This window comes from Mucilaginibacter sp. P19 (genome assembly GCF_050632265.1).
GTDB lineage: Bacteria > Bacteroidota > Bacteroidia > Sphingobacteriales > Sphingobacteriaceae > Mucilaginibacter > Mucilaginibacter gossypii.
This window is the reverse complement of record NZ_CP192586.1, coordinates 2,862,823-2,877,378: the sequence shown is the minus strand read 5'-3', so window position 1 is coordinate 2,877,378 and position 14,556 is coordinate 2,862,823. Positions and strand designations below refer to the sequence as shown.

Sequence of the window (14,556 nt, the reverse complement as noted above, 5' to 3'; positions counted from 1 at the left end):
TCCAGACTTACGAAGTTTCTAAAAACTTCGTAAGTCTTACCTGCTGCCAATTTATGCAAGAGAAGATTAATCCTACAAAAATATCGGCCTGTCCAATTTCATGGCAATCCGGTACGCTGCATTCATCAAACCCACATGGCTATATGCCTGGGGGAAATTACCCCACTGGCTTCCGTCGCGCTCGTCGACATCCTCGCTAAAGAGCAACAGGTGATTGGAGTATTGCAGCAGGTTGCCAAACTCGCGCTGGGCATCATCCAAACGGCCAACAGCAGCCAGCGCTTCTACATACCAAAATGCACAGATCAGGAAAGTAGTTTTAGGCTTACCAAAATCGTCGGTATATAAATACCTGTAAAATAATCCATTAGGAGTCTTTAGCTCTTTTTCTAATGCAACTAAATGATCCTTCGCTTTCTGCGAATTTGGGTCAAGATAGTTCATCATAATCAATTGCAAAGTGCTGGCGTCAAGGTTACTGCTCCCGGCCGAGTTGGTGTAAACCTTGCGCGCAGGATCATAGCAGCTCTCGATATGCGCGGCTGCACGTTCTTTAAGAGAAATGGCCTTATCTATCAATTCCTGGTTTTGGATGGTACGCGCCATTTTTTCGGCAGCAGATGCACCTGCCCATTGAAACAGGTTACTGTAACAATGGATGTTGGCCATATTCCTGAACTCCCAGATCCCTGCATCTTTTTCGTCGATAGTATGTTCTATTTTGCTTAACAAAAACTCCACCCAGTGTACGGAGTCTTTTCGTTCCGAAAAAACAAAGCGGTGATCGGTGTATAATGGGAGCAGGGAGATCAATACCTGGCCGTAGATGTCATTCTGAATGTGCTCAGATGCCTGGTTACCAATGCGTACCGGCTGGTTGCCCATATAGCCTGCTAAATCAGTTAAAATATGCTCTACAAGGTCTTTTTTACCGGTAATGCCATAAAGCGGCTGATAACGTTCCATTTCCGAAAAGGTGATATCAGTAACATAGCCAAAATACTTCTCCATCTCCTCAAAATGGCCAATGTGGTTTAGCGCGGTTATTACGTAATAAGTATCGCGCAGCCAGCAATAACGATAATCCCAGTTACGGCCGCTTCCCGGCGATTCGGGCAGGCTTGTGGTGCTTGCGGCGATAATGGCACCGGTATCCTCATACTGGTGTATTTTAAGGGCCAAAGCAGAGCGGATTACAAAGGGCTGAAAATAAGTAGCAATTGACGAGTGTTTGATCCATGTACGCCAGTATTGCACGGTTTCGGCCAAAAACCGATCAGCTGTGCTGACGAGCGGCGCTTCAAGCGGTTCGCCGTAGGTCATGGCCAGGTACTTGGCTTCATTGAGTACAAAAGCCTGTCCATCAAAAACATAACTTATGGGGATATTGGTGGTAAGGCGGATGTTTTCTTCGCCGCCCAGATATTGGATATGATTGCTACCACGGTTTACACTCAACTTAACAGCACCATATACAGATACTGGGGCGCACTTTACAATGATGCGCGGTGAGCCCTCAATAACCTCAATTTTCCTGATCAGCATTAATGGTTTATAATAACGCTGATGCTGGTAAAACCTTGGTGCAAAATCGGTTATGCGATATTTACCGCCGCTTGCAGGGCATATTTCAGTAATTAAAATATTGGTATTTTCCAGGTAATGTTGATTGGTAGTGTATTCCCCTTCCGGACGGATCGAGAATTCGCCGCCCTTATCTTTATCAAGCAGGCCGCCAAAAATAAAGGTACTGTCGAACCGGGGCCAGCACAGCCAGTCGACATTGGTGTTTTTATTAATATGGGCTAAAAAGGCGCAATTGCCAATTATACCGGTATCATAGGTGTGTTTACTCATAGATAGCTGTTATTAATTTCAAACTTCAACAACACAGCCTTTGTAATGTTGGCGTAAATAATGCGATTATTTAAAGTTTGTTTGCATTTGTTTATGAATGTATAGTAACTTAGTCGTATTAAATTACCATCAAAAATCTATCATCATGAGTTTAAGACTGGGCGATAAAGCGCCAAACTTCAAAGCAAAAACATCAGAAGGCGAAATTGACTTTTACGAATATTTAGGGGATAGCTGGGGCGTGCTATTCTCGCACCCTGGCGATTATACACCTGTATGTACCACTGAACTTGGCAAAACTGCCGCGTTAAAAGATGAGTTCACTAAACGCAATGTTAAAGTATTGGCGCTTAGTGTTGACTCGGTTGAATCGCACCACGGCTGGATCCAGGACATTAACGAAACACAGGGTGTTGAAGTTAACTTTCCGATCATTGCCGATGAAGACCGCAAAATTTCTGAAGCTTATGACATGATCCACCCCAATGCCTCAGTAAATGCCACAGTGCGTTCATTGTTTATTATTGGCCCTGATAAAACTGTTAAGCTTATTATCACTTACCCCGCATCAACCGGCCGTAATTTCCAGGAAATTTTAAGGGTTATTGACTCATTGCAGTTAACCGCCAATTATAGTGTGGCAACGCCTGCCGACTGGAAAGAAGGGGAGGACGTGGTGGTAGTGCCGGCAATTAAAACTGAAGATATCTCTGCCAAATTTCCAAAGGGTTTTACCCTGGTTAAGCCCTATTTGCGCCTGACACCACAACCAAATAAATAATTTTATTTGGTTTATTTAATAATTTTATATATTTGAGGGAAGCAGGGTATCTATTCCTTCTGAACCAATAAGCCTATTTGTTTTCAGTTTGGTTTTAGTTGATCTTAACACGAATTTTTTATTACGATTATTATAATTATGAAAACTGGAAAAGTAAAATGGTTTAACACACAAAAAGGCTACGGCTTTATTATTACCGAAGAAGGTAAGGATCTTTTTGTACACTTTAAAGACGTGCAAGGCGGTGTAAATGCAATTAAGGATAATGACAGCGTCACGTACGATGTGGAAGAAGGAAGAAAAGGATTACAGGCAGTAAACGTTAAAAAAGCATAAAATATATAAAATTATTGAGCAAAACTTACTTACAAAACCTCTGTTATGACAGGGGTTTTTTTGTGCCGATTTTTTTGTTTTTATCTTCATAAATCACCTACATTAGCCAACCAATTTTTACACGCTATGACCGATGTTACCAACGCCAAAGCCACAAGGAACGCTGTTTTCTTAGTACTTGTTGCTTCCCTGGGCTATTTTGTTGATATATATGATCTTTTGGTTTTTTCTATAGTACGCATCCCCAGCCTTAAAGATATCGGCTTAAATGCACAGGAAATAACTGATAAAGGTCAGTTCATTATTAGCATCCAGATGTTTGGGCTGTTGCTTGGCGGTATCATATGGGGCATTGTCGGTGATAAAATGGGCCGTATTAAGGTGCTTTTTGGTTCGATATTACTTTACTCGATAGCCAATTTTGCCAATGGCCTTGTTCATGATGTAAATACTTATGCCATAGTAAGGTTTATCGCAGGTTTGGGGCTTGCAGGAGAACTTGGTGCCGGTATTACCCTGGTTAGCGAAACATTAAGCAAGGAAAACCGGGGTTACGGAACTATGATGGTAGCTGTTATTGGCTTGTTTGGCGCTACCGCTGCTTATGCCGTAGCTAAATTTGGCTGGCGTAATGCTTACTTTGTAGGCGGCGGCTTAGGGATTTTATTATTGCTTCTTCGTGTTGGTACTTTTGAATCGGGCATGTTTAAGAATGTTGAGAACAGCGATGTATCCAAAGGCAACATGCTCATGTTGTTTACCAACTGGGAACGTTTAAAAAAATACCTGTTTTGCATCCTGATAGGCGCGCCGCTCTGGTACGTAGTGGGTGTATTGATCAGTTTTTCGGATAAGTTTGGTGCTGCTTTAGGGGCTAAAACCCTGATCAAACCGGGCGACGGCATTTTTTACAGCTACATTGGCATCGCCATTGGTGATATTGTGGCCGGCTTATTGGCTCAGGTTACCAAATCGCGCAAACTAACGATGGCTGTATTTCTGGTTATATCATTAATTAGTGTACACTTTTATTTAAGCAGCTACGACATTACTCCAGAAAAATTTGCTGTATTAAGCTTTTTTATGGGTTGTACAGTAGGTTATTGGGCAACGTTTGTTACCATTGCGTCCGAGCAATTCGGCACCAACATCCGTTCAACAGTTACCACTACTGTACCCAACTTTGTGCGCGGCTCACTGATCCCGATAACTATAGCATTTAATGCTTTCAATGCAAAGTATGGGTATATCAAATCGGGATATATCATGATGGGGATACTTACTGCTGTAGCCCTGTTATCCTTAAGCCAGTTAAAGGAAACCTTCGGCAAGGATTTGAATTACGTAGAGATAAGCTAAAATCGGCCAGGTGTTCAATTTTTAAAAAACGGGTGTTCAAAAATGTTCCGTTTAGCCTGAAGCTAAAAACACAAGTATTGACTATCAGTTATTTATGTTTTCAGCAGTAAAATAATGAACATATAAACTGTTGATTATAAGTTGTTTACTTTTTACCGGGCGTTTACACCTAAAAAAGTTGAACACTTTCCATTATTGGCTGTAAATTCGGGTAGCTATGAGTGCCCGCATTGAAAAAAGGCGTTCCGCTGCAATTCCCAAAATTCATTACTTTTACAGCCTATGATCAGCAAAGAACAAATAGCCGAAGATTATAAACAAATACAGGATGAAATCTGCACCGCACTTGAGCAATTAGATGGCGCCGCAAAATTTGAGGAGGAGATTTGGGAGCGCGAAGGCGGGGGCGGGGGCCGTACCCGGGTTATCCAGAACGGCAACATCCTTGAAAAGGGCGGGGTTAACTTTTCGGCGGTTCACGGTCATTTGCCCGATACCATGAAACGGGCCCTGCAGGTTGAGCAGGATGATTTTTTTGCTACCGGTGTATCAATCGTGATCCACCCCAATCACCCGCTGGTACCTATTATCCACATGAATATCCGGTACTTTGAAATGCCATCAACCATGGGCGACAGCCAGAAACCGGTTCGCTGGTTTGGCGGAGGTATTGATTTAACCCCTCACTACGTCATCGAAGATGATGCCCGTTTTTTCCATGGCGGACTAAAAGCTGCGTGTGATCAATATTATGCCGATTTTTATCCCCGTTTTAAAAAATGGGCTGATGATTACTTTTTCATCAAACACCGTAATGAAACCCGTGGAATAGGCGGCATATTTTACGACAGGCTTACCGCTAATGATGAGTTAAGTTGGGAAGATATCTTTGAGTTTTCAAAATCTGTTGGCCGCTCTTTTGCACCCTTATATACTGAGTTGGTTAACCGAAATCGCGATAAATCATTTACCGAAGCGCAACAGCTTTTCCAATACCAGCGCCGCAGCCGTTATGCAGAATTTAACCTGGTTTATGATGCCGGCACCAAATTCGGGCTGGAAACCAATGGCCGGATTGAATCAATATTAATGAGCCTGCCGCCTACGGCCAAATGGGTTTATGACTATCATCCGGTAACTGGCAGCGAAGAGGAAAAAACACTATCTTTATTAAAAAAAGGCATTAACTGGGTATAGGCTTTTAGCTAATAACATCACCAATGAAAAGATCTATTGTGCCGGTAATCGGTATTTTACTGTTATGTGCTTTCCGTTTTGATGACAGTCCACTGAGAGGTGTATGGGAGTATCGCGGCGGTATAATTAACGGCAAACTTGATGCAGCCCCAACAGCTTATAAACTACAACGGGATTACGACAACGAGCATTACAAAGCGAGGGTTATAGAAGAAGGGGAGAACACCCAGGTATATGAAAAAGGCGATTACCAGTTAAAAGCTGACACCTGCTTTGAAACCCAAACCTATTGTATGCAGGAGTCAAAACTGCTTAATAAAACCATAAAATACAACTACATAATCAGTAACGATACACTTAAACTGCTTTCGGTTTTACCTAATGGCAACAAGGTTGAAGATTACTGGGTAAAGGTAAAATAAACCTGTATTAAAGTAACAAAATTGTTAACCCGGGGCAATATGTTCCCCCGGTTTATTGTTACTAAGTTGGCGCAATCCCAAGTATTTTTTTAACTTCGCAGGTCGTTGAAAAATCAATTTTAACACGCAATTATAAGAGAAGGTTCTACAAATAATTAAAAATGGCTGAAGGAACAGAAAACGATAATTCACACGCAGAAGACAGGATAATTTCGATAAATATTGATGAGGAAATGCGATCGGCGTACATTGATTATTCAATGTCGGTGATTGTTTCCAGGGCGCTGCCCGATGTCCGCGATGGACTGAAACCGGTACACAGGCGCGTACTTTACGGTATGCTTGACCTGGGTTTAACCAATAACAAACCCTATAAAAAGTCTGCCCGTATTGTGGGTGAGGTGATGGGTAAGTATCACCCGCACGGTGATAAATCGGTGTACGACACTATGGTACGTATGGCTCAGGAGTGGAGCTTACGCTACTTACTGGTTGAAGGCCAGGGTAACTACGGTTCGGTTGACGGTGACGAGACCTGCGGCAATGCGTTATACAGAAGCACGCTTACAAAAGCTTGCGGAAGAGATGCTTGCTGATATCAACAAAGACACCATTGATTTCCAATTAAACTTTGACGACTCGCTACAGGAACCAACCGTACTGCCATCCAAATTTCCCAATCTGCTGGTTAACGGCGCTTCGGGTATTGCCGTAGGTATGGCTACCAATATGGCGCCGCACAACCTATCGGAAGTTATCGATGCAACTATGGCTTTAATTGATAACCGCCAGATCGAGGTTGCCGAGTTAATGAAATATGTAAAAGGCCCAGATTTCCCTACAGGCGGTATTATTTACGGGTACGACGGCCCTCGCGAAGCGCTTGAAACAGGCCGCGGCAGGGTTGTGATCCGCGCACGTGCGGAGATTGAAACCTATAATGGCGAACGTGAACGCATCATTGTTAGCGAAATACCTTACCAGGTAAATAAAGCTTTGATGATTGAGCGTACTGCCGAACTGGTTAACGAAAAGAAACTGGAAGGTATTTCGGCTATTCGTGACGAATCTAGCCGTGAAGGGATCCGCATCGTTTATGAGATCAAACGTGACGCCAATGCAGCTATTGTATTAAACAACCTGTTTAAATATACGGCCCTCCAAACATCGTTTAGTGTAAACAACATCGCGCTGGTTAATGGCCGGCCAATGCTGCTTAACCTAAAAGACCTGATCCATCACTTTGTTGAGCACCGTCATGAGGTTGTGGTACGCCGCACCAAATTTGAGCTTAATGAGGCTGAAAAACGCGCGCACATCCTTGAAGGCTTATTGATCGCTTTAGATCACCTTGATGAAGTTATCCGTCTGATCCGCGCTTCACAAACTCCTGATGAAGCAAGGGAAGGCTTGATGAGCAGCTTTGGTTTAACTGATATCCAGGCACGTGCTATCCTTGACATGACCTTAAGGAGGTTAACAGGACTTGAGCGTGACAAGATCAAAGATGAATATGCTGCTTTAATGAAACTCATTGAACACTTAAAAAACATCCTGAGCGACGAAGGTTTAAGGATGCAGATCATTAAGGATGAGTTATTGGAAGTTAAGGAAAAATATGGCGATGAGCGCCGTACCGAGATGGTTCATTCATCTGCAGAAATGCAAACTGAAGACTTTATCGAAGATGAGGATGTAGTAATAACCATCTCGCGCGAAGGCTATATCAAACGCACCCCGCTGACTGAATACCGCAGGCAAAGCAGGGGAGGTAAAGGCGCTATTGGCAGCAACAGCCGTGATGAGGATTTCATTGAGCACCTGCTTATTGCCTCAAACCACAACTATATGCTCTTCTTTACCGAATCGGGACAATGTTTCTGGCTCCGGGTGTTTGAAATACCGGAAGGCACACGTACCTCAAAAGGCCGCGCTATCCAGAATATTATCAATATTCCGAAAGAAGAGAATATCAAGGCCTACATTAAACTGATTTCGCTTAAAGATCAGAACTACCTTGAAAATAACTTCATCATTATGTGTACCAAGAAGGGTACCATCAAGAAAACCTCACTCGAGGCTTATTCACGTCCACGTTCAAACGGTATCAATGCCATCAACATTAACGAAGGCGATTCATTACTTGAGGCAAGTTTAACAAGTGGCAGCAGCGAAATTGTGATGGCACTTAAATCTGGCCGTGCTATCCGTTTCAACGAGTCGACAGTAAGGCCTATGGGACGTACAGCTACCGGTGTTCGTGGTATTACGCTTGATGACGAGAACGATGAGGTAGTTGGCATGATTGCAATTGATGACTCGGAAACAACAGTATTGGTGGTATCAGAAAAGGGATACGGTAAACGTACCGACATTGAAGACTATCGTGTTACAAACCGTGGTGGTAAAGGTGTAAAAACATTAAATATTACTGAAAAAACCGGAAACCTTGTTGCCATAAAAGGTGTTACAGATAAGGAAGACCTGATGATCATTAACAAGTCAGGTATTATTATCCGCATAGCTGTAAGCGAATTAAGAGTGATGGGCCGCGCCACACAGGGAGTAAGGCTGATAACGCTTAAAAACAATGATGAGATAGCTTCAGTAGCCAAAATTGAGCATGATGAGGACGAGGAAGTAAAAGAAGGTGATGAAAATGCAGAAGGCTCTGATACCACAGCCGAAAATACAGGCGACGGTGATACAGCTGAAAATGGTGCAGAACCATCGACTGACGATAAAACAGAATAATAAATATGCACTACCGCAAGATCATTTTATCGGTTTTAATTACAAGCTTTACTACAACTTTTGCCTTCGCACAAAAAGAGGCTCTGAAAGTTGTAGTAAATAACCTGGCTTTTTATAAACAGAAAAACGACCTGAAATATTTGGCCGCGGCCAAAAAATCTGCAGATAGTTTGATCATTACCAAGTCGGACACGGCTGATATTGAAAAAAACCTTTATCGGGCTATTGTAAATTCAAGCATCCTGTATATCGATTCGTTAAACAAACTCGGGATGCCCGCAGATATGCTTGACAAAACAACCAAACTGGTTGATCGGCTATCGGGTATGAACAAAATTTTCAAATACCAGTCAGAACTTGATTATACCAGGCGCTGCCTGGCAAACGTTTATATCCGGAAGGGGTTTGATGCGGTAAATAATTCAGATTTCACCAATGCTAAAACTTCGTTTGAAAACGCGAAAAAGTATGCGCCGGCGATGAATCAGATCAATACCTATATCGCTTTCGCAAACAATAAAGCCGGTAATTTGCAGGATGCCGCTGTGTATTATAGCAATATGCTAAGGGTTGACAGTGCACGTACTGAATATATTGAAACAGCATCAAATATCTATAAATCATTGGGGGATACGGCCAAGGCCTTACAGATTCTTCAAAAAGGGAGGAAAATCTTACCTAATGACAGATTTTTATTACTTGATGAAGCCAATATCTATAACAACAAAAAAAATTACAAAGCCTTAGAGCCCCTAATTGGCCCTCTGCTTGATATTAATGCAAATAACGCCGATATTGCATTTGTTGCTGCTAATTGCTACGATCATTTAGATAAATTTGATCAGGCAGAATCTCTTTACTTACACGCCATTGAACTAAGCGGAACATATTTTGATCCGGTATTTAACTTGGGGTTATTATATTTAAAGCAAAGCACAACTTCGAAAGGGGAGAGGAGCATCCAGGACCTGGGGCGGGCTATTCAATGGCTTGAAAAGGCCAATGAAATATCACCGAATAATGTAAACAGCCTGCAGGCTTTGCAGTTGGCATACGCAAAAACCAATAACCAGGATCAGTTAGACAAAATAAACAATAAACTAAAACAGTTAACCAATCAATAATAATCATGAAAATCAAACTTTTGATGGCGGGCCTGTTAGGCTTGGTTTCAGCAACAGCTTTTGCACAAAAAGGCGAGTTAAATACCGCAAAAGAAGAATATGAAAAATATTCGGGCTTAAGGGGCCAGCCGGCAATGGCAGCAATGGCAGGCAAAAGCCTCACTACCGCAAAAGAATCAATTGACAAAGCTTCAGCCAATGAAAAAACCGCTACTTTGCCGCTTACTTACGCTGTAAAAGGTTCAATTTATTCAGCGTTAGCTGTTCAGGATACTGTACCTGCTACTTCATTACCATTGTTTACCACAGCCGAGGAAGCCTTGAAAAAAGCTAAAGAAGCTGACACCAAAGGCGAAAATAAAAAAATGATTGATGAGGCATACTTAAACCTGGCTCAATATCAATTGACTAAAGGTGTAAAAGAATATTCTGTCAGGTAAATATGACCTTGCTTACAAATCATTTGATTTTTACCGTACCGTATTGCCTGAAGATACCAATGCCATTTATTACACCGGTCTTGCAGCTGCAAACGGAAAAAATTATCCGGCGGCGATTTCAAACTACAGTAAACTGGTAACTACAAAATATTCAAAAAATGCCGGGGTTTACCTTGATCTTTCTTCATTATATCTCGCCAGCAAAGATACTGCAGGAGCTCTCAAAGCAGTATCTGAGGGTGTAACTAAATATCCTACAAACAGCGACCTGCGTAAACGCGAAATCGAAATTAGCCTGCAAACAGGAAAAGAAAAAGAAGTTACAGATAAGATCCAGGCAGCTTTAGCCAATGATCCTAAAAACAAAACTTTGTATTACTATGCAGGGTTAACTTATTCACAAACAGCCGATAATTACGCAAAAGAAGCGGGTGCAACTAAAGATGCTGCTGCAAAAGCGAAACTGCAAGCCTCAAAAGCAGAGGCTTATGTTAAAGCTGGCGAAATGTATAAGAAAGCTTTAGAAATTGATCCTAATTATTTTGAAGCTAATTTAAACTACGGCTATGTAATACTTAACCCAGCCATTGACGCTTATAATGCTGCTAATAAATTGCCTGCTAACAAACAAAAAGAATACGATGCTGCTATTGCCAAAGCTAAAGCTCAGTTTGAACAAGCGAAACCATATTTGGTAAAAGCTGTTGAACTTCAGCCAAAATCGATTGACGCATTACAAAATTTAAGAACCTATTATTTAGGTGTTAAAGATGATGCGAATGCCTCAAAATTAAAAGCCCAGATTGATGCTTTACCAGCCAATCAATAATTAGATAAAACAATATAAAAAGGAAGGGTCTTGAAAAAGACCTTTCCTTTTTATATTGTTATTTAACATAATGTTAATTATAGGAATTATTTATAGAGCGATTTTTAATATCGGTAGTATCCAAACTTATGCCGAATTGCACGGATGCACACCTGATATTTACAGCCATTCACATGAATGTAAACTAAATGAAAAGTAGTTTACAATTTGAGAGTCAATAAAACGCTGCAAGTTGCTATTGGATGCGGAATAAATATATTTGACATAGCAAAAATGCTGTATTAGCCGGCTCGGAATTATTCATTTTTTTGATCGAACTCAATTGAAAATTAAAAGCTATTTAACACAATAGACTTTTTCGATTAAATAATGTGAGTCATATGGCGAAGCATTGCACGACCCCCAAAAATAAATTTTACTCTTTATATGATAACAGATCAGAACTTGATGGTTAGCGTTTGCTGTACAACTTATAATCATAAAGATTTTATCAGTCAAGCTATCGAAAGTTTCCTGATGCAGGAAACTAATTTTAGGTACGAGATTGTTGTTGGCGATGATTGTTCAACCGACGGCACAACTGAGATATTGAGATCATACAAAGAAAAATACCCGGATAAAATCAAGATAATTTACCCGGAAAAAAACCGCGGTGCTCATTTAAATACAATTAATACCATAAAAGCATGTGAAGGAAAATATATTGCTCTTTGTGACGGCGATGACTTTTGGACAAGTCCTCAAAAGTTGCAAAAGCAAGTCAATTTCCTGGAAAATAACCCGGACTATATTATTTGCTGCCACTACACAAGGGTAATTGATATCAACAATAATACCCTGAATATCGAGCCAAATCCTGTGCCGCTTGAGTATACTTATCAAGATTTATTAGTTGGCCGGCAGGCAGAAACTAAAACAGCAACTGTTGTTTATCATAACATTCCTGAAGTACATGAATTGTTTCAGGAGCCATGGTATACGAGTTGCTATGCAGCCGATAAATTCTTTAAAATCTTTGCCACATTCAACACCGGGCGCAAAATATATGTAATGCCTGAGGTTATGAGTTGCTATCGCAATCATGTTGGCGGCATTTGGAGCATGATAAGAAATGATGCCCGGATGGAAATGGTTATCAGTGATTTTAATCTCATCATCAGGCGTTTTCGCTATCGCGGAATGCAAAAGAAAATGCTGCTGCTGTTGTATCTTAAAAGATATATGCCATTTGAATTGGGCCGGTTTCGGTTACGTAAAGCTTTTGATACTGTAAAATACCTGCTTTAAACTTTATTCCAGTTTTTCCTTCCTGCTGTATTATGATCAACCTGCACCCAACCGAGGTACGTGGATAAGTATTTTCATTTTTTTGAGGCATAAACTGCCTCGTATTATTGACTAACAAGCACCCCCATGCCTACCCTCGGGCATATAATCAATAATTAAATACGTAATTAAAACCACTTATGAGCTATCGAAGTTTCACCATACGTAATAGAAAAGATTGGGACGAGATATATAAACCGGTCATATGCGCACGAGGGATTTCATACCTGGTATTATCACTCTTTAAATAATGAAGGCGAACCGCTTTTATTTGTTTATGAAGAAGATGCAGTTTTTATAGCATTACCCGTGATCAAGAGGAAAATTGAAGGTTCCGAATACTTCGACATGACTTGTGTGTATGGCTATTCAGGGCCTTTATCCAACATATCCCTTGAAAACTTGCCAACCGCAATAACTACACAATTTAAGGTTGCATTTACAGGTTTTATGAAAGAAGAATTGGCCATTTGTATCTTTTCAAGATTACATCCGTTTCTCAACCAGCATCATTTGTTGGAGAATATTGGCGGTATTAAAGATAACGGCACAACGCTGTACGTTGATCTTTCAATGTCTGAAGAAGAACAACGGAATGGCTATGACAAAAGACTTGGTCGGCAGATAAGAAGCCTGCGAAAAATGGGCTTTGTTATTAAAGAGGCAGATACAATTCAGGAAATTGAGCATTTTGCAGAAATGTATTATAAAAACATGGATCGGTTGAAAGCTTCATCCAATTACTATTTTGATGTCCAGCATTTCATCAACCTTCTTAATGAAGAGTACATGAAAAACAAACTTATTTTAATATACAATGGGCCTAACCTTATGTGCGGAGCGCTCATTTTATTGTCTGATAACATTGTTCGGAATCATCTTTCGGCCACGTCGCCAGATTACCTGAGTATCTCTCCGAGTAAATTATTAACAGATGAAATAAGCATGATTGGAAGAAGATTAGGAAAAAAGATCTTTCACCTTGGGGGTGGCGTAGGTGGAAAGGAAGACTCACTTTTTAATTTCAAAAAGCTTTTCTCCAACTTACAGGTAAAAGACCGGATCTGGTGCTATATCAATGATGAGCTTGCATATAACGAGCTTGTTTTAAAATCGGGTGTGGATCCCAATCCTGAAATTAAATTCTTTCCATTATATCGTCATCCTAACAGAAAAACACAGTCAACTACCTCCGAACCAGAAACCACCACAATTGAAAACCTTAATTAAATACAGAAATGAAAAATAAGTTTAACTATTCCGATGCTGACCTTGCCGTATTCGACCGGGTAATGGATGAATATGGATGGATTATATATGAAAATGCTCTGGACGATAAATTCGTTGATGAAATAACAGATTCATTGATACCTGCATACGATATCAGGCGTAAAATTCAAATTGCAAATGGCATAGGCGATAACATGAACGGAACGTTACATCACCTTGTTGAACGGGAAAGATTTTCACTAAAGTTTCTTGAACGAAAATATTGTGCAGATCAGATAATGCATTTCTTGAAAGGAAATTACATTATAAATTCGCTGGGCGCGGTCATTAATTTAAAAGATGAAAAACCATATGTTCAAAACATCCATCGGGATATAAGAAGTTTTACCGGCGATTTTAAAGTAATGATTCAAATGATGATAATATTAGATGATTTTACTCTTGAAAACGGGTCAACTTATTTTTTGTCAGGCTCGCATAAAAGCGATGAAAAACCGGAGAGTGATTTCTTTTACAAAAATGCAGATCGTGCCAATACAAAAAGAGGCAGCATTATCTTGTTTGACTCCAATTTGTGGCATGCGGCTGGTAAAAATTATACTGATGCAACAAGGCGGACATTAACCATGGCTTTTACTAAGCCCTTTTTTAAACAACAGCTTGATTATCCAAGATTTTTGGGATATGAATTTGGCGAAGGATTAAGTGATGACCTGAGGCAAGTTTTGGGTTATAAATCCCGGGTGCCGGAAAACTTAAACGAATATTATCAGCCTGTTGAAAAAAGAATGTACCAGCCCGGTCAGGGCTAAATTCAAAATTTGGCATCTATTGTCAATGCTATTTAATCTTTGATTTTAAAATCTGCCTTAAACTAACAACAAGGCTACACTTGTGTTAT

12 protein-coding genes and 1 pseudogene are annotated in these 14,556 nt (G+C 40.6%); 12 read left to right on the top strand and 1 reads right to left on the bottom strand.

The annotated features are described in order from the left end of the window. Window positions 1-72: 72 nt before the first annotated feature. Window positions 73-1,857 (bottom strand): glycoside hydrolase family 15 protein, encoded by a 1,785-nt coding sequence (locus ACQ86K_RS13925; protein ID WP_091164610.1) that lies wholly within the window; start codon window positions 1,855-1,857, stop codon window positions 73-75. Window positions 1,858-2,002: 145 nt separating this feature from the next. Between ACQ86K_RS13925 and ACQ86K_RS13920 the strand changes: the two genes are divergently transcribed. From ACQ86K_RS13920 to ACQ86K_RS13865, 12 genes and pseudogenes are all read left to right on the top strand, one after another. Next, a complete protein-coding gene (locus ACQ86K_RS13920; protein WP_091164988.1) occupies window positions 2,003-2,638 on the top strand; it encodes a peroxiredoxin in 636 nt (211 codons plus the stop codon). A gap of 138 nt (window positions 2,639-2,776) precedes the next feature. Continuing rightward, window positions 2,777-2,974 (top strand): cold-shock protein, encoded by a 198-nt coding sequence (locus ACQ86K_RS13915; protein WP_090525558.1) that lies wholly within the window; start codon window positions 2,777-2,779, stop codon window positions 2,972-2,974. 126 nt (window positions 2,975-3,100) lie between these two features. Continuing rightward, window positions 3,101-4,333, top strand: a complete 1,233-nt coding sequence (locus ACQ86K_RS13910) for an MFS transporter (protein WP_091164614.1) — start codon at window positions 3,101-3,103, stop codon at window positions 4,331-4,333. Between the two features lie 282 nt (window positions 4,334-4,615). After that, the gene (gene hemF / locus ACQ86K_RS13905) at window positions 4,616-5,530 is read left to right on the top strand and encodes an oxygen-dependent coproporphyrinogen oxidase (protein ID WP_091164615.1); all 915 of its coding nucleotides are present in this window, start codon (window positions 4,616-4,618) and stop codon (window positions 5,528-5,530) included. Window positions 5,531-5,553: 23 nt separating this feature from the next. Then, window positions 5,554-5,952: a hypothetical protein gene (locus tag ACQ86K_RS13900; RefSeq protein ID WP_091164618.1), complete on the top strand. Its 399-nt coding sequence runs from the start codon at window positions 5,554-5,556 to the stop codon at window positions 5,950-5,952. A gap of 161 nt (window positions 5,953-6,113) precedes the next feature. Then, window positions 6,114-8,706: pseudogene (gyrA, locus tag ACQ86K_RS13895) on the top strand (DNA gyrase subunit A). Window positions 8,707-8,711: 5 nt separating this feature from the next. After that, entirely contained in the window at window positions 8,712-9,830 is a 1,119-nt protein-coding gene (locus tag ACQ86K_RS13890) for a tetratricopeptide repeat protein (RefSeq protein WP_091164626.1), read from the top strand. A 5-nt stretch (window positions 9,831-9,835) separates the two neighbouring features. Continuing rightward, window positions 9,836-10,270, top strand: coding sequence for a hypothetical protein (locus ACQ86K_RS13885; RefSeq protein WP_431200570.1), 435 nt, complete (start codon window positions 9,836-9,838; stop codon window positions 10,268-10,270). A gap of 43 nt (window positions 10,271-10,313) precedes the next feature. Then, entirely contained in the window at window positions 10,314-11,099 is a 786-nt protein-coding gene (locus tag ACQ86K_RS13880; RefSeq protein WP_431200569.1) for a tetratricopeptide repeat protein, read from the top strand. A gap of 426 nt (window positions 11,100-11,525) precedes the next feature. Continuing rightward, the gene (locus ACQ86K_RS13875) at window positions 11,526-12,386 is read left to right on the top strand and encodes a glycosyltransferase family 2 protein (protein WP_431200568.1); all 861 of its coding nucleotides are present in this window, start codon (window positions 11,526-11,528) and stop codon (window positions 12,384-12,386) included. 348 nt (window positions 12,387-12,734) lie between these two features. Further along, a complete protein-coding gene (locus ACQ86K_RS13870) occupies window positions 12,735-13,655 on the top strand; it encodes a GNAT family N-acetyltransferase (protein WP_431200567.1) in 921 nt (306 codons plus the stop codon). A gap of 62 nt (window positions 13,656-13,717) precedes the next feature. Beyond that, window positions 13,718-14,467 carry a phytanoyl-CoA dioxygenase family protein gene (locus ACQ86K_RS13865; protein WP_431200566.1) on the top strand — a complete coding sequence of 250 codons (750 nt, stop codon included), beginning with the start codon at window positions 13,718-13,720 and terminating at the stop codon, window positions 14,465-14,467. Window positions 14,468-14,556: the final 89 nt, after the last annotated feature.

What these genes read in the sequence shown, in the direction of transcription:
- ACQ86K_RS13925 (WP_091164610.1), bottom strand. Translation starts at nt 1,857, where the DNA reads ATGAGTAAACACACCTATGATACCGGTATAATTGGCAATTGCGCCTTT.
- ACQ86K_RS13920 (WP_091164988.1), top strand. Translation starts at nt 2,003, where the DNA reads ATGAGTTTAAGACTGGGCGATAAAGCGCCAAACTTCAAAGCAAAAACA.
- ACQ86K_RS13915 (WP_090525558.1), top strand. Translation starts at nt 2,777, where the DNA reads ATGAAAACTGGAAAAGTAAAATGGTTTAACACACAAAAAGGCTACGGC.
- ACQ86K_RS13910 (WP_091164614.1), top strand. Translation starts at nt 3,101, where the DNA reads ATGACCGATGTTACCAACGCCAAAGCCACAAGGAACGCTGTTTTCTTA.
- hemF (WP_091164615.1), top strand. Translation starts at nt 4,616, where the DNA reads ATGATCAGCAAAGAACAAATAGCCGAAGATTATAAACAAATACAGGAT.
- ACQ86K_RS13900 (WP_091164618.1), top strand. Translation starts at nt 5,554, where the DNA reads ATGAAAAGATCTATTGTGCCGGTAATCGGTATTTTACTGTTATGTGCT.
- ACQ86K_RS13890 (WP_091164626.1), top strand. Translation starts at nt 8,712, where the DNA reads ATGCACTACCGCAAGATCATTTTATCGGTTTTAATTACAAGCTTTACT.
- ACQ86K_RS13885 (WP_431200570.1), top strand. Translation starts at nt 9,836, where the DNA reads ATGAAAATCAAACTTTTGATGGCGGGCCTGTTAGGCTTGGTTTCAGCA.
- ACQ86K_RS13875 (WP_431200568.1), top strand. Translation starts at nt 11,526, where the DNA reads ATGATAACAGATCAGAACTTGATGGTTAGCGTTTGCTGTACAACTTAT.
- ACQ86K_RS13865 (WP_431200566.1), top strand. Translation starts at nt 13,718, where the DNA reads ATGGATGAATATGGATGGATTATATATGAAAATGCTCTGGACGATAAA.